Source organism: Shewanella woodyi ATCC 51908, from assembly GCF_000019525.1.
GTDB classification, from domain to species: domain Bacteria; phylum Pseudomonadota; class Gammaproteobacteria; order Enterobacterales; family Shewanellaceae; genus Shewanella; species Shewanella woodyi.
The window spans coordinates 5,479,216-5,495,173 of sequence record NC_010506.1 but is presented as its reverse complement, the minus strand read 5'-3'; the positions used below and the strand labels follow the sequence as shown (position 1 = coordinate 5,495,173).

General features: G+C 46.3%; 7 protein-coding genes, 3 tRNA genes, 4 rRNA genes and 1 pseudogene. 13 read left to right on the top strand and 2 right to left on the bottom strand.

The annotated features are described in order from the left end of the window. Window positions 1-34: 34 nt before the first annotated feature. The 4 genes from SWOO_RS23250 (at window position 35) to lpxC (ending at window position 4,387) form a co-directional block, all read left to right on the top strand. On the top strand, window positions 35-799 hold the full coding sequence (locus SWOO_RS23250) for a cell division protein FtsQ/DivIB (RefSeq protein WP_195742832.1): 765 nt from the start codon (window positions 35-37) through the stop codon (window positions 797-799). Window positions 800-802: 3 nt separating this feature from the next. After that, a complete protein-coding gene (ftsA, locus tag SWOO_RS23245; protein WP_012327106.1) occupies window positions 803-2,038 on the top strand; it encodes a cell division protein FtsA in 1,236 nt (411 codons plus the stop codon). 77 nt (window positions 2,039-2,115) lie between these two features. After that, window positions 2,116-3,294 carry a cell division protein FtsZ gene (gene ftsZ, locus SWOO_RS23240; RefSeq protein ID WP_012327105.1) on the top strand — a complete coding sequence of 393 codons (1,179 nt, stop codon included), beginning with the start codon at window positions 2,116-2,118 and terminating at the stop codon, window positions 3,292-3,294. A gap of 175 nt (window positions 3,295-3,469) precedes the next feature. Then, on the top strand, window positions 3,470-4,387 hold the full coding sequence (lpxC, locus tag SWOO_RS23235; RefSeq protein WP_012327104.1) for a UDP-3-O-acyl-N-acetylglucosamine deacetylase: 918 nt from the start codon (window positions 3,470-3,472) through the stop codon (window positions 4,385-4,387). A 107-nt stretch (window positions 4,388-4,494) separates the two neighbouring features. Here lpxC and SWOO_RS23230 read toward each other — a convergent pair whose 3' ends face one another. Then, window positions 4,495-4,947 carry a DUF721 domain-containing protein gene (locus tag SWOO_RS23230; RefSeq protein WP_012327103.1) on the bottom strand — a complete coding sequence of 151 codons (453 nt, stop codon included), beginning with the start codon at window positions 4,945-4,947 and terminating at the stop codon, window positions 4,495-4,497. A 27-nt stretch (window positions 4,948-4,974) separates the two neighbouring features. Between SWOO_RS23230 and SWOO_RS23225 the strand changes: the two genes are divergently transcribed. From SWOO_RS23225 to rrf (SWOO_RS23185), 9 genes are all read left to right on the top strand, one after another. Beyond that, on the top strand, window positions 4,975-5,874 hold the full coding sequence (locus tag SWOO_RS23225) for a M23 family metallopeptidase (RefSeq protein ID WP_012327102.1): 900 nt from the start codon (window positions 4,975-4,977) through the stop codon (window positions 5,872-5,874). A 59-nt stretch (window positions 5,875-5,933) separates the two neighbouring features. Further along, the gene (gene secA / locus SWOO_RS23220; protein WP_012327101.1) at window positions 5,934-8,657 is read left to right on the top strand and encodes a preprotein translocase subunit SecA; all 2,724 of its coding nucleotides are present in this window, start codon (window positions 5,934-5,936) and stop codon (window positions 8,655-8,657) included. A gap of 718 nt (window positions 8,658-9,375) precedes the next feature. Then, window positions 9,376-10,918, top strand: a 16S ribosomal RNA gene (locus SWOO_RS23215). A gap of 200 nt (window positions 10,919-11,118) precedes the next feature. Continuing rightward, window positions 11,119-11,195 (top strand) — tRNA-Ile (locus SWOO_RS23210). Window positions 11,196-11,342: 147 nt separating this feature from the next. Then, window positions 11,343-11,418, top strand: a tRNA-Ala gene (locus SWOO_RS23205). Window positions 11,419-11,777: 359 nt separating this feature from the next. After that, window positions 11,778-14,672, top strand: a 23S ribosomal RNA gene (locus SWOO_RS23200). A gap of 115 nt (window positions 14,673-14,787) precedes the next feature. Then, window positions 14,788-14,903 (top strand): 5S ribosomal RNA (rrf, locus tag SWOO_RS23195). A 78-nt stretch (window positions 14,904-14,981) separates the two neighbouring features. Continuing rightward, window positions 14,982-15,057: transfer RNA gene (locus SWOO_RS23190), tRNA-Thr, on the top strand. Between the two features lie 19 nt (window positions 15,058-15,076). Continuing rightward, window positions 15,077-15,192 (top strand): 5S ribosomal RNA (gene rrf / locus SWOO_RS23185). The 16S, 23S and 5S rRNA genes sit together here with 3 tRNA genes alongside, the layout of an rRNA operon. A gap of 146 nt (window positions 15,193-15,338) precedes the next feature. Here rrf (SWOO_RS23185) and SWOO_RS26335 read toward each other — a convergent pair. Beyond that, window positions 15,339-15,844, bottom strand: a pseudogene (locus SWOO_RS26335) (IS630 family transposase); the annotation flags it as partial. Between the last annotated feature and the right edge of the window lie 114 nt (window positions 15,845-15,958).

Genomic DNA, 15,958 nt, shown 5'->3' with positions numbered 1-15,958 from the left:
TTGTTTCCAATAGATGATTTAAGGGTGGAAACCTGTGTCTTGGGTTGATGTTAGTCAAAGGTGGAAGCTTAAACTGCAGCAGGTCGATTGGTACTTGTGTTTTGGGCTGTTGTTTCTGCTCTTTGTGCTCTTAGGTCTTTCAATGGCGGCTTGGAAGCTAAACCTGGTTGTTAATGATGCAGATGCTTTGCCGATTGAAGCAGTAGCCATCAAGGGGGAACGTGATAAAACCTCAGATGAGGAGATACAGGCTGCCCTGCGTGACTTGATGCAACGTAGCTTCTTCTCTGCCGATGTGAATCAGGTTCAGGCTGCGCTAGAGGCACTGCCTTGGGTATATCAGGCTTCGGTGAGACGTGAGTGGCCAGCAAAGTTAAAGGTCTACCTCGTGGAGCAGCAGGTGGTTGCTCATTGGAATGGCGATGCTTGGCTCAATATTCATGGACAGGTATTCGACGCTCCTAAAAGAGAGAGTGTTGGCACTCTGCCCTTGCTAGCGGGACCTGAAGGTCAGTCGAAATTAGTGTTAACCACATTTCGTCAGCTAAGTGAGCTTTTAAAGATTAATGGCTTCAATTTACACAGTTTAAGTTTAAGCCCAAGACACGCTTGGCATGCATCACTGGATAACGGGATCATGCTTGAGTTGGGTCGAGAAGATAAGATGGCAAGGATACAGCGGTTTATCAACGTCTATCCCACGTTGGAAAAGCAATCAAAAAGTGTTGCTAAAGTTGATTTGCGTTACGACACCGGATTAGCCGTAGGTTGGAAAAATGCACAAGAAGAGAGCCACTAAATAATGACCAAGAATCAAGATAGAAATCTGATCGTTGGATTGGACATAGGAACCTCTAAGGTTGCTGTGATCATAGGTGAAGTGCTGCCTGATGGTGAGATCAGTGTTGTCGGATTAGGAAATCATCAATCCAGAGGCATGGATAAAGGTGGTGTAAATGATCTTGATTCCATTGTGCGCAGTGTTCAGCGAGCGTTGGATCAAGCTGAGCTGATGGCAGATTGCCAAGTTTCATCTGTGTACTTAGGGATCTCAGGAAAGCATATCAGTTGTCAAAACGAAAACGGCATGGTCTCCATCAATGATGAAGAGGTGACTCAGGACGACGTTGACAATGTGATACACACTGCACGCTCGGTAAAGATACCGACAGAGCGCCGCATTTTACATGTACTTCCACAGGAGTACGCAATCGATGTGCAAGATGGCATAAAAAGCCCAATCGGCATGTCTGGTATGCGGATGGAAGCTAAGGTGCATATCGTCACTTGTGCTAACGATATGGCAAAGAATATTACTAAGAGTGTCGAGCGTTGTGGTTTGAAAGTGGATGATCTCGTGTTCTCCGCTATCGCATCGGCAGACTCAGTGTTGACTAATGATGAGAAAGATCTTGGGGTCTGTTTAGTTGATATCGGTGGCGGCACGACAGATTTAGCTGTTTATACCAACGGGGCTTTGCGTCACTGTGCTGTGGTACCTGTTGCAGGTAATCAGGTGACGAACGATATCGCCAAGATTTTCCGGACGCCGCTATCTCACGCTGAGCAGATCAAGGTTCAGTATGCCAGTGCGCGCAGCTCGATGGTAAGTCGAGAAGACAGCATTGAGGTGCCTTCTGTTGGTGGGCGCCCGTCGAGAAGTATGTCCAGACATACCTTGGCAGAGGTCGTTGAGCCTAGATACCAGGAGTTATTTGAGCTGGTGTTGCAGGAGTTAAGAGACTCAGGATTAGAAGATCAAGTTGCCGCCGGTATTGTTATTACTGGTGGTACTGCGTCGATTGAGGGAGCGGTAGATGTAGCGGAGGCAACCTTTGGGATGCCTGTACGAGTCGCATCACCACTGCCAGTAAAAGGATTATTTGAATATGTGGATCAGCCTATCTACTCCACTGGAGTTGGGTTGTTGCACTATGGGGCGAGAAGGGTGGTTGAACGTCAGTTTGAGCGTCCAGAACGTCAAGGGGTTACCAGTCTTTGGAATCGGGTTCAAAGCTGGTTTAAAGGTGAGTTTTAATTCCTAATCGGAAAGCGACATAGAGTTCGTTGAATTAGAGATTAAACATATAACGCAAGCAAAACGGAGAGAAAGCCATGTTTGAGATCATGGATAGTCATACTGATGAAGCGGTGATCAAGGTCATCGGAGTTGGTGGTGGCGGTGGTAATGCCATCGAGCATATGGTTAAACACAACATCGAAGGTGTTGAGTTTGTTGCAACGAATACTGATGCTCAAGCATTAAGAAAGTCGTCTGCAGGATCGACCATCCAACTAGGGCGCGACATCACCAAAGGTTTAGGTGCTGGAGCAAACCCAGAGATTGGCCGTCTAGCGGCTGAAGAGGATAAAGAAAATATCCGTAATGCAATCAAAGGATCTGACATGATCTTTATTGCTGCGGGTATGGGTGGTGGTACCGGTACTGGTGCTGCGCCTGTTGTCGCGGAAGTGGCGAGAGAGGAGGGGATTTTAACCGTTGCTGTTGTCACAAAGCCGTTTCCTTTCGAAGGCAAAAAGCGTATGTCTTATGCTGACCAAGGGATAGAACAGCTAGCAAAGCATGTGGATTCTTTGATCACCATTCCAAATGAAAAACTGCTAAAAGTATTGGGTCGTGGAACCTCACTGCTTGATGCATTTGCTGCGGCAAACAATGTTTTGTTAGGCGCTGTACAGGGTATTGCAGAACTTATCACACGTCCTGGTTTGATTAACGTCGATTTCGCCGATGTTAAAACAGTGATGTCTGAGATGGGTAATGCCATGATGGGAACTGGTGTTGCAAGCGGTGAAGATCGTGCTGAAGAAGCGGCAGAAGCGGCTGTAGCAAGTCCATTGCTTGAAGATATCGATCTGGCTGGAGCGCGAGGCGTGCTTGTGAATATCACTGCCGGCATGGATATGAGCATCGAAGAGTTTGAGACCGTGGGTAACCATGTTAAAGCTTATGCTTCAGATAATGCGACGGTTGTTGTTGGTGCGGTTATCGACCCTGAAATGAGCGATGAGCTACGTGTAACGGTTGTTGCTACAGGTATCGGTGCTGAGAAGAAGCCGGATATTCAGCTTGTTGCAAAGCCTGCTCCACGTCCAGAGCCAACAGTAGCTCCAGAGCCACGTGTTGAAGTTACAGAAGAGGTGCTAAACCAGTCTGTTGCTGCGGTGGGTAATGTTGCTCCTGCTGCTGTACAGCCTGCGCCAACTTTAGCACCAAAGAATGAAGCTGATTACTTGGATATTCCAGCATTTCTGCGCAAACAAGCTGATTAAATTAGCTTTATGCCATTGAGTGACTAATTTGATTGCGAAAGAGAGTGCTAGTTAAGTAGTCAAACTTTGGTTAATTTGCAAAGGTATGTTAGCATATCCGACCAGCCACGCCTGTGTGTGCACTTTTTGCTGCTCAGGATTTGAGCTTTTATTGTTGAGAGAAACGGGTAATACAATGATTTTTCAAAGAACTGTTAAAGAAATGGTGAAAACAACCGGAGTCGGATTGCATTCCGGCAATAAGGTGACTTTGAGCATCAAGCCCGCACCTGTAAATTACGGCATTGTATTAGTGCGTACGGATCTGGAGCCAGCAGTTTCAATCCCTGCTAAGGCTGATCAAGTTCGTGAAACCACTATGTGTACTGCGCTAGTTAATGACGATGGTGTACGTATCTCGACGATTGAGCATCTGTTTGCTGCTTTAGCGGGTCTAGGTATTGATAATGCATTGATTGAAGTCGATGCACCTGAGATCCCGATCATGGATGGCAGTGCCAGTCCATGGGTATTCCTACTTCAATCTGTAGGAATTCAAGAGCAATCAGCGGCTAAGAAATATCTAAGAATCAAAGACACTATCCGTGTTGAAGATGGAGACAAATGGGCGGAGCTAAAACCGTTTAATGGCTTTAGAGTGGATTTTGCAATCGACTTTAACCACCCTGAAATTGCCCGTAGTCAGCAACATATGGTGATGGATTTTTCAACTTCAGCATTCGTACGCGATATTAGTAGAGCAAGAACGTTTGGCTTTATGCGCGATATCGAATACTTAAGAGCTAACAACTTAGCCTTAGGCGGAAGTATGGAAAATGCAGTCGTGCTTGACGAATATAAAGTCCTCAACCCCGATGGCTTGCGTTATGAGGATGAGTTCGTTAAGCATAAGATTTTGGATGCATTCGGTGACTTATATGTTGCTGGTCATGCCATTGTTGGTGAGTTTTGTGCTTTCAAAACGGGCCATGCACTGAATAATCAATTAGTGCGTGCACTACTAGCTCAACAAGATGCTTGGGAGCTAGTTAGTTTTGAGAAAGATGAAGCGCCAGTTAGCTTCTCTGTTCCCGCCGGTGCGGTATTCGCTTAATTTGACTGATTGTTGAGAAAGAGGAAGCACGTCAAGATTTCTCTTTTTCTGCCTAAATGGCATTCAGTGATTTTAACCAACTTAACGGATTGAAACAGAAGCCTATTCTAAGATTGCCTTGAACGGCTGGCTAATGCAGCCAGCCGTTTTAGTTTAATCGCAAGAGAACCTTCTGCGTGTTCTGCCAATGCCTCGATATGTGTGGCTGCGGCCTGTGTGATCTGGTTATGGTTTTCCTTCGCTTTTGTTGCGTACATTAACAGACTCGGGTTGACTTTAACTTCGATAGCAGAGAGCATGGGGAGCGTTTCGGCTTGCAGCTGTTGTAAAACTTTGGTCTTTTGGAAGTTTATTCTTGCGGCCCATGCAGCAGTTGTTGTTTCAATAACTAAAACACCCTGTCGGAAATTAGCAACTTTAAGTTGCTCCGATACCGGACCTGTTAGCACTTGTTTGACGTAATAATCTAAGTGCATAAGCAGTTCAGCTTTTTCAGCGATATTGGGCAGTTGTCCACGTTGATGCAGTAACTGACTTAGGTCTTGTGGGGGCTTTTTCATATGATAATAAAATGGCTTAATTAGGCTATGAGTGTAACAGTTTTTATTCAAGGTCGAAATGGCGCCACACGATGGCAGCCCGGCAAACGTTGGCTTCTATTGCCCGTCCTGTTGATTGCAGCAGGTACAGGCCTATATCAGCACAACGCTAAACAAGTTCAGCAACAGCAGACGAATGCAGACAGTGAACGTTTAGCCCGTGAGTCTCAAAAGCAAGAGCTGATTGAGCTTAAAGGGGCGACCGAGTCACAACTGGCGATGCTAGTTACCCATGTCGCAAGTATGCAGGCTAAAGTGACTCGCCTTGAGGCGTTAGGTCAACAAGTTGCTAAGAACAATCAATTAGAAGATCAATTCGATTTCTCTTCCGCAGTCGGTGTTGGTGGCCTGAGTGAAATAGGCGCAGACATCGAACTCGAACAACTTATCGCAGATATGGATAAGTTAGTATCAAGAATAGATAATAATAATGTTCAGCTTTCAATACTTGAAACTGTTTCATCTAATCTCCATATAGATGAAGAGCGTTATATATCTGGGCGCCCCATCGAGAAAGGATGGTTATCATCGCCCTACGGTTTACGAAATGACCCTTTTAACGGACGTAGAACAATGCATAAAGGCATTGATTTTGCCGGTAAAGAGGGAACCAATGTGGTTGCAACCGCTGGCGGTGTGGTCACATGGGCAGGCAAAATGTTTGGATATGGTGAGTTAGTCGAGATAGATCATGGTAATGGTCTACGAACTCGCTATGGACACAATAAGTCTTTGTCAGTAGCTGTGGGTGATGTCATCGCCAAAGGTGAAAATATTGCAAAAATGGGAAGTACCGGTCGCTCGACTGGACCCCATGTGCATTATGAAGTGTTGCGGGGTGGACAGCAGATAGACCCGCAGAAATATGTCTACCGCAAGGCAGGTTAATATAATATAAGGCTTTCAGACTCGACAGGGACTAAGCCAACAACTTAAAAGTGGTTCAGATGTTTGGTAAATTACTGACAAAATTATTTGGTAGTCGTAACGATCGTACACTTAAATCTCTTGGCAAAATTGTCACTAAGATTAATGCTCTTGAAGATGACTATGAAAAGTTAACCGATGACGAGTTAAAGTCTAAGACATCTGACTTTCGCAACCGTTTAGAATCAGGCGAAACTCTGGATGATGTCATGCCTGAAGCGTTTGCCGTTGTACGTGAAGCCTCTAAGCGTGTTTTTGAGATGCGTCACTTCGATGTGCAGATGCTTGGTGGTATGGTGCTCGACAGTAACCGTATTGCCGAGATGCGTACCGGTGAAGGTAAAACATTAACCGCCACACTACCTGCTTACCTTAATGGATTAACAGGTAAGGGTGTTCACGTCATTACAGTTAACGATTACTTGGCACGTCGTGATGCTGAAAATAACCGTCCACTGTTTGAGTTTTTAGGACTTTCTGTTGGCATTAACGTTGCGGGTCTAGGCCAGCAAGAGAAGAAAGATGCCTACAATGCCGATATCACTTACGGCACCAATAATGAATTCGGCTTCGATTATCTACGCGATAACATGGCTTTTTCACCAGCTGAACGTGTTCAGCGTCCGCTACACTACGCCCTAATCGATGAGGTCGATTCGATCTTAATCGATGAAGCACGAACTCCATTGATCATCTCTGGCGCCGCCGAAGATAGTTCTGAGCTTTACACTAAGATTAATACCCTTATTCCGCACCTTATTCGTCAAGATAAAGAGGATACGGAAGAGGAGATCGGTGAAGGTGATTACTCCATCGACGAGAAAGCTAAACAAGTTCATATGACTGAACGCGGTCAGGAGAAGGTAGAAGTCCTTCTGACTGAACGTGGCATGCTAGCTGAAGGTGATTCACTCTATTCAGCGGCCAACATCTCTTTGCTTCACCATGTTAATGCGGCACTTCGTGCGCATACTCTGTTTGAGAAAGATGTCGACTATATTGTGCAAGACAATGAAGTAATTATTGTTGATGAGCATACAGGTCGTACAATGCCTGGTCGTCGTTGGTCTGAAGGTCTTCATCAAGCGGTAGAAGCAAAAGAGGGAGTTCATATTCAAAATGAAAACCAAACTTTAGCATCAATCACTTTCCAGAATTTCTTCCGCCAGTATGACAAGTTAGCGGGTATGACAGGTACAGCTGATACCGAAGCTTTCGAATTTCAACATATCTATGGCTTAGATACGGTTGTGATCCCAACTAACAGACCTATGGTGCGTAAGGACCATGCGGATCTTGTTTACCTGACTCCAGATGAAAAGTATGCTGCGATTATTCAGGATATCCAAGGCTGTCGTGAACGCGGTCAGCCAGTGCTTGTGGGTACAGTTTCCATTGAACAGTCTGAGCTTCTTGCAAGATTAATGAAGCAAGAAAAGATCCCACACGAAGTACTAAACGCTAAGTTCCATGAGCGTGAAGCTGACATTGTTGCCCAAGCTGGTCGAACAGGTGCTGTCACTATTGCTACCAACATGGCGGGTCGTGGTACCGATATCGTATTGGGTGGCAATTGGAACATGGAGATCGATGCCCTTAGTAATCCAACTGATGAGCAGAAAGCCAAGATTAAAGCCGATTGGCAAATAAGACACGATGAAGTTGTCGCTGCCGGTGGTTTACATATCTTAGGTACTGAGCGACATGAGTCTCGCCGTATCGATAACCAGTTACGTGGTCGTTCTGGTCGTCAAGGTGATGCAGGTTCATCACGCTTCTACTTATCAATGGAAGATAGCTTAATGCGTATCTTCGCTTCAGATAAAGTGACTGGCATGATGAAGAGACTGGGTATGGAAGAAGGCGAAGCCATCGAACATCCTTGGGTTTCACGTGCTATTGAAAACGCACAGCGTAAAGTAGAAGCACGTAACTTCGATATCCGTAAGCAGCTACTTGAGTTTGATGACGTGGCCAACGATCAGCGTCAAGTGGTTTACGCTCAACGTAATGAGCTGATGGACGCGGAAAGTATTCAAGATACTATTGTTAATATCCAAGCTGACGTCGTTAATGGCCTTGTTGATCAATATATTCCACAGCAATCAGTGGAAGAGCTTTGGGATGTTCCAGGTCTTGAAACTCGCTTAACCCAAGAGTATGGGCTGAAAATGCCAATACAGGAGTGGTTAGATACAGAGACAGATCTGCATGAAGAAACCCTACGTGAACGTATTGTTGATACTTGGGTTAAGGCTTATCAATCCAAAGAGGAGATGGTTGGCGAATCTGTATTACGTCAATTTGAAAAAGCCGTCATGTTGCAAACTCTTGACGGACTTTGGAAAGAACACTTAGCAGCGATGGATCATCTTCGTCAGGGAATTCACTTGCGTGGCTATGCGCAGAAGAATCCTAAGCAAGAATATAAGCGTGAATCATTTGAGCTTTTCCAGCAGATGCTTGAGTCATTAAAGCATGATGTCATTAGTGTGCTCTCTAAAGTACAGGTTCAGGCACAATCTGATGTGGAAGAGATGGAAGAGCGTCGTCGTCAAGAAGATGCCAAAATCCAACGTGATTACCAGCATGCTGCAGCCGAAGCACTCGTCGGTGCAGAGGAAGCAGAAGCACTAGCGGCTCACACACCTACAGTACGTGAAGGTGAAAAGGTTGGACGTAATGATCCTTGCCCATGTGGCTCGGGTCGTAAATATAAGCAGTGTCATGGAAAGCTAACTTAATAGCTTTCCATGTAGTGAACAGATAAAAGCCACCTAATTACTAGGTGGCTTTTTTGATCTTAGTCTCTTGTCCTGAAATATGTTTATATCTATCGGAATTATGGCTGCTAGCAAGCTGATTTTTGACCATTAAATAAAAAATTGTGGATAACTTTGGTAGTAAATAGTGTGTAGCTTGTGGCTATATATAAAGATCGCAAAAAGATCGTTTTTTATGAAAAAAGCGCTTGTACTCTGGGTTAAACTGCCTATAATGCGCAACCACTGAGACAACGCAGCAGGCTTTCAGCCTAAAGTTGCGGTCACAGTGTGATGAAATACTTAATGGCATTCATCAGGTTAAAAGTGTTTAAGTCGTTATTTAGATGTGCCTTACATACGAGAGTGTATAAGAAATCATCGCTTGAAAAACTTCTTAAAATTAACACTTGACGCCAACCACGGAGAGTGTAGAATACGCCTCCTCAAGCCAACGACCTAGCGTCAACGGCAGCACGATTAAGTGCAACGCTCTTTAACAATTTATCAAGTAATCTGTGTGGACACTCACAGGTGTTGAGTTATTCGAAATTGCTTTCTTGTCCTTCGGGATGTAAGCAATCAAAATATTACTCGATGAATGAGTGTTCATAGAATCGAACTTAGTTCGGTTCACTATATAAACAGTATAATTCATTGAGCCGTTCTTCATTCTTAATCGGATGAGAACAAAAAACTTTAATTGAAGAGTTTGATCATGGCTCAGATTGAACGCTGGCGGCAGGCCTAACACATGCAAGTCGAGCGGAAACAGAAAGTAGCTTGCTACTTTGCTGTCGAGCGGCGGACGGGTGAGTAATGCCTAGATATCTGCCTAGTCGTGGGGGATAACAGTTGGAAACGACTGCTAATACCGCATACGCCCTACGGGGGAAAGGAGGGGACCTTCGGGCCTTTCGCGATTAGATGAGTCTAGGTGGGATTAGCTAGTAGGTGAGGTAATGGCTCACCTAGGCGACGATCCCTAGCTGTTCTGAGAGGATGATCAGCCACACTGGGACTGAGACACGGCCCAGACTCCTACGGGAGGCAGCAGTGGGGAATATTGCACAATGGGCGAAAGCCTGATGCAGCCATGCCGCGTGTGTGAAGAAGGCCTTCGGGTTGTAAAGCACTTTCAGCGAGGAGGAAAGGTTAACGGTTAATAACCGTTAGCTGTGACGTTACTCGCAGAAGAAGCACCGGCTAACTTCGTGCCAGCAGCCGCGGTAATACGAGGGGTGCAAGCGTTAATCGGAATTACTGGGCGTAAAGCGTACGCAGGCGGTTTGTTAAGCCAGATGTGAAAGCCCCGGGCTCAACCTGGGAATTGCATTTGGAACTGGCAAACTAGAGTCTTGTAGAGGGGGGTAGAATTTCAGGTGTAGCGGTGAAATGCGTAGAGATCTGAAGGAATACCGGTGGCGAAGGCGGCCCCCTGGACAAAGACTGACGCTCAGGTACGAAAGCGTGGGGAGCAAACAGGATTAGATACCCTGGTAGTCCACGCCGTAAACGATGTCTACTCGGAGTTTGGTAACTTAGTTACTGGGCTCCCAAGCTAACGCATTAAGTAGACCGCCTGGGGAGTACGGCCGCAAGGTTAAAACTCAAATGAATTGACGGGGGCCCGCACAAGCGGTGGAGCATGTGGTTTAATTCGATGCAACGCGAAGAACCTTACCTACTCTTGACATCCACAGAACTTTCCAGAGATGGATTGGTGCCTTCGGGAACTGTGAGACAGGTGCTGCATGGCTGTCGTCAGCTCGTGTTGTGAAATGTTGGGTTAAGTCCCGCAACGAGCGCAACCCTTATCCTTATTTGCCAGCACGTAATGGTGGGAACTTTAGGGAGACTGCCGGTGATAAACCGGAGGAAGGTGGGGACGACGTCAAGTCATCATGGCCCTTACGAGTAGGGCTACACACGTGCTACAATGGTCGGTACAGAGGGTTGCGAAGCCGCGAGGTGGAGCTAATCCCAGAAAGCCGGTCGTAGTCCGGATTGGAGTCTGCAACTCGACTCCATGAAGTCGGAATCGCTAGTAATCGTGGATCAGAATGCCACGGTGAATACGTTCCCGGGCCTTGTACACACCGCCCGTCACACCATGGGAGTGGGCTGCACCAGAAGTAGATAGCTTAACCTTCGGGAGGGCGTTTACCACGGTGTGGTTCATGACTGGGGTGAAGTCGTAACAAGGTAGCCCTAGGGGAACCTGGGGCTGGATCACCTCCTTACCTATACGACTAACTCGATGTTTGCTGAGTGTTCACACAGATTACTTGATAGAAAGAAAGAGAAATATATCGAAAGGTATTTTTGAGGATTTTGATTCTTAATCAAGGCACTTGATGAGTCTCGCAGGGAGTGTGCTTTAGCACATGACTGAGAAATGAAGAAAGTAACGATGAGTAAGGGTTAAAAGACCAAAAAGAATGGGTCTGTAGCTCAGCTGGTTAGAGCGCACCCCTGATAAGGGTGAGGTCGGTGGTTCAAGTCCACTCTGACCCACCAATTCTTTTCTACTCTGTGTTAGTTTAATACTCGTTTAGGTGAACTAAACGTCGCATTAAACTGCCTTGATTAGAATGCGAATTGGCTTCGCCACTTAACTAGTGATAGCTAATTGGTTACTTGATATATTCTCAACTGCATGTAAATGGGGCTATAGCTCAGCTGGGAGAGCGCCTGCCTTGCACGCAGGAGGTCTGCGGTTCGATCCCGCATAGCTCCACCATTTACTTGTTGGATTGTTTGATAGGGAATACGCTAAACAGCGGTTCGATCCCACTCATATTACTCCACCATATACATGCTCATGGATAGAGATGCCAAAGATAAACTAACACTTTATCTTTGGCTTTTTTAAGCCCGCTCTTTAAAAATTTGGAAAGCTGATAGTATTAATTTAACGATTAATGCGAAATAAATAATTGAGTTCTCAAACACTTAAATCAAGTGCCGAAGGATTTACCTTAGGGTAATGAATTCATGAGTATTCTTTTGGCGAAAGTAAACACCATTAGTTGCGATACAACGACCGAGCTTACCCGCTTGGTAGAGTTTGTTTCCTTGTGAAACTTATTTGGGTTGTATGGTTAAGTGACTAAGCGTATACGGTGGATGCCTTGGCAGTCAGAGGCGATGAAGGACGTAGTAACTTGCGAAAAGCGTTGGCGAGCTAGTAACAAGCATTTGAGCTAACGATGTCCGAATGGGGAAACCCACTTACATAAGTAAGTATCATTAACTGAATACATAGGTTAATGAGGCAAACCCGGGGAACTGAAACATCTAAGTACCCGGAGGAAAAGAAATCAACCGAGATTCCCCTAGTAGCGGCGAGCGAACGGGGATTAGCCCTTAAGCGTAGAGGGTGTTAGTGGAATGAGTTGGAAAGCTCAGCGGCACAGGGTGATAGCCCCGTACATGAAAACTAACTTTACGTGAAAACGAGTAGGACGGGACACGTGACATCTTGTCTGAACATGGGGGGACCATCCTCCAAGGCTAAATACTCCTGACTGACCGATAGTGAACCAGTACCGTGAGGGAAAGGCGAAAAGAACCCCTGTGAGGGGAGTGAAATAGAACCTGAAACCGTATACGTACAAGCAGTGGGAGCGGTTCTTGAGACCGTGACTGCGTACCTTTTGTATAATGGGTCAGCGACTTACATTTTGTAGCGAGGTTAAGCGAATAGCGGAGCCGTAGGGAAACCGAGTGTTAACTGCGCGTTTAGTTGCAAGGTGTAGACCCGAAACCCGGTGATCTATCCATGGGCAGGTTGAAGATTGAGTAACATCAATTGGAGGACCGAACCGACTTATGTTGAAAAATGAGCGGATGACTTGTGGATGGGGGTGAAAGGCCAATCAAACCGGGAGATATCTGGTTCTCCTCGAAAGCTATTTAGGTAGCGCCTCGAGCGAATACCATTGGGGGTAGAGCACTGTTAAGGCTAGGGGGTCATCCCGACTTACCAACCCTTTGCAAACTCCGAATACCAATGAGTACTACTCGGGAGACACACGGCGGGTGCTAACGTCCGTCGTGAAAAGGGAAACAACCCAGACCGTCAGCTAAGGTCCCAAAGTTATTGCTAAGTGGGAAACGATGTGGGAAGGCTTAGACAGCTAGGATGTTGGCTTAGAAGCAGCCATCATTTAAAGAAAGCGTAATAGCTCACTAGTCGAGTCGGCCTGCGCGGAAGATTTAACGGGGCTAAGCAATACACCGAAGCTACGGGTTTGCACCTTTGGGTGCAAGCGGTAGAGGAGCGTTCTGTAAGCCGTTGAAGGTGAAGGGGTAACCCACACTGGAGGTATCAGAAGTGCGAATGCTGACATGAGTAACGATAAAGGGAGTGAAAAACTCCCTCGCCGAAAGACCAAGGGTTCCTGTCCAATGTTAATCAGGGCAGGGTGAGTCGACCCCTAAGGCGAGGCCGAAAGGCGTAGTCGATGGGAAACGGGTTAATATTCCCGTACTTCTGCTAACTGCGATGGAGAGACGGAGAAGGCTAGGCTAGCGCGGCGTTGGTTGTCCGCGTTTAAGGCTGTAGGCTGTTCACTTAGGCAAATCCGGGTGAACATTAGGCTGAGAGTTGATGACGAGGTCCTAAGGGACTGAAGTAGTTGATGCCATGCTTCCAGGAAAATCTTCTAAGCTTCAGGTTAGTAGGAATCGTACCCCAAACCGACACAGGTGGTTGGGTAGAGAATACCAAGGCGCTTGAGAGAACTCGGCTGAAGGAACTAGGCAAAATGGTACCGTAACTTCGGGAGAAGGTACGCTCCCGACGGTGATGAGACTTGCTCTCTAAGCTGTTGGGAGTCGCAGATACCAGGTGGCTGCAACTGTTTATCAAAAACACAGTACTGTGCAAACTCGCAAGAGGAAGTATACGGTATGACGCCTGCCCGGTGCCGGAAGGTTAATTGATTGGGTTATCTTCGGAGAAGCTCATGATCGAAGCCCCGGTAAACGGCGGCCGTAACTATAACGGTCCTAAGGTAGCGAAATTCCTTGTCGGGTAAGTTCCGACCTGCACGAATGGCGTAATGATGGCCACGCTGTCTCCAGCCGAGACTCAGTGAAGTTGAAATTGCGGTGAAGATGCCGTATACCCGCGGCTAGACGGAAAGACCCCGTGCACCTTTACTATAGCTTGGCACTGAACATTGAACCTACATGTGTAGGATAGGTGGGAGACTTTGAAGCAGGAACGCTAGTTCTTGTGGAGTCAATCTTGAAATACCACCCTTGTAGCTTTGATGTTCTAACTCTGGCCCCTGAATCGGGGTTGAGGACAGTGCCTGGTGGGTAGTTTGACTGGGGCGGTCTCCTCCCAAAGAGTAACGGAGGAGCACGAAGGTTGGCTAAGTACGGTCGGACATCGTACGGTTAGTGCAATGGCATAAGCCAGCTTAACTGCGAGACATACACGTCGAGCAGGTACGAAAGTAGGTCATAGTGATCCGGTGGTTCTGAATGGAAGGGCCATCGCTCAACGGATAAAAGGTACGCCGGGGATAACAGGCTGATACCGCCCAAGAGTTCATATCGACGGCGGTGTTTGGCACCTCGATGTCGGCTCATCACATCCTGGGGCTGAAGTCGGTCCCAAGGGTATGGCTGTTCGCCATTTAAAGTGGTACGCGAGCTGGGTTCAGAACGTCGTGAGACAGTTCGGTCCCTATCTGCCGTGGGCGTTGGATGATTGAAGGAAGCTGCTCCTAGTACGAGAGGACCGGAGTGGACGAACCGCTGGTGTTCGGGTTGTTATGCCAATAGCATTGCCCGGTAGCTACGTTCGGAATCGATAACCGCTGAAAGCATCTAAGCGGGAAGCGAGTCCTAAGATGAGTCATCCCTAGGAATTAAATTCCTCTAAAGAGCCGTTCGAGACTAGGACGTTGATAGGTCAGGTGTGTAAGCGTTGTGAGGCGTTGAGCTAACTGATACTAATGACTCGTGAGGCTTAACCATACAACCCAGATGGGTTTTATGAGTAGCTAGTGTGATTACTTCATAAGCACAAAAGAATACGAACTTGATTTAAGTTTGAGACAATTATTTAAGCTTTCTAAATTTACCCAATTAGTCTGGAAACAATAGCATTGTGGTCCCACCTGATCCCATCTCGAACTCAGAAGTGAAACGCAATCGCGCCGATGGTAGTGTGGGGTCTCCCCATGTGAGAGTAGGTCATTTCCAGGCGCCTAATTTTATAAATAGCATAGCAGTGATATTTTTGTGAATCACATAAGACTACGTTATTAGATATAAAGCAAAAATGCTGATATGGCTCAGTCGGTAGAGCGCATCCTTGGTAAGGATGAGGTCCCCAGTTCGATTCTGGGTATCAGCACCATTTTTGCATACAGAATTTGTTTGGAAACCATAGCATTGTGGTCCCACCTGATCCCATCCCGAACTCAGAAGTGAAACGCAATCGCGCCGATGGTAGTGTGGGGTCTCCCCATGTGAGAGTAGGTCATTTCCAAACGCCTATTTTACTCGTTTAGAGTAGTAGATAAGCCACCTTAATAGGGTGGCTTTTTTGCGTTTAGGGCTTTAAAAAGTAGTGTTTACTCCACTGACTTATACCAGTCGGTAAAATCATCTGGTCAGGTTTATCCATGAGCGATTGCATTAATTTTTCACCGTATCAATCTCACTAATAAAGCCATTCCATGCTTGTGAGCATTGCTTAACAATATCCTCATAATCGGTAAAACACCTATTAGCTAAGTGATGCAGTCTCATCAACCCCAAACTTATTCAATAGGATTAAGTTCTGGTGAATAGGGAGGAAGTTAGAGCATCGTCAGCTTAGCAAGCTCATCATCTAGATCCTGACTATGCCAACCAGCACCATCCATAATCACTACAAGCGTGACGATCTGGAAGGGGGGCTTGAGAGATAAGCTTTAGGTGTTGGTGCATTATCCCTTTGTCGACCCATGGAGTGATAAGTGCCTCAGTGTTAGCATTCGCTGGACATACTGCGCCGAAAAAATAGGCATATTTAAACTGTTGCTGCCAAACAGCTCTTGAACGACCTCCTCTCTTGGCCCATAAACGTGTCATTGTATTTTGTTGGTCTATCTAGCTTCATACTGAAACCAGATATCGACTTGAGATAGAGCTATATGACCTTGAAAGCTGTGACTCGCCAGATGACACTGTTGTAAGCAACTGCATATCCGTTCTATGTTTAGTTAAGGGAGTATGGTGGCCATTTTCTGCTCTAGATAAAGCAAAATGTCTTC

What these genes read in the sequence shown, in the direction of transcription:
- secA (WP_012327101.1), top strand. Translation starts at nt 5,934, where the DNA reads ATGTTTGGTAAATTACTGACAAAATTATTTGGTAGTCGTAACGATCGT.
- lpxC (WP_012327104.1), top strand. Translation starts at nt 3,470, where the DNA reads ATGATTTTTCAAAGAACTGTTAAAGAAATGGTGAAAACAACCGGAGTC.
- ftsZ (WP_012327105.1), top strand. Translation starts at nt 2,116, where the DNA reads ATGTTTGAGATCATGGATAGTCATACTGATGAAGCGGTGATCAAGGTC.
- ftsA (WP_012327106.1), top strand. Translation starts at nt 803, where the DNA reads ATGACCAAGAATCAAGATAGAAATCTGATCGTTGGATTGGACATAGGA.
- SWOO_RS23230 (WP_012327103.1), bottom strand. Translation starts at nt 4,947, where the DNA reads ATGAAAAAGCCCCCACAAGACCTAAGTCAGTTACTGCATCAACGTGGA.
- SWOO_RS23225 (WP_012327102.1), top strand. Translation starts at nt 4,975, where the DNA reads ATGAGTGTAACAGTTTTTATTCAAGGTCGAAATGGCGCCACACGATGG.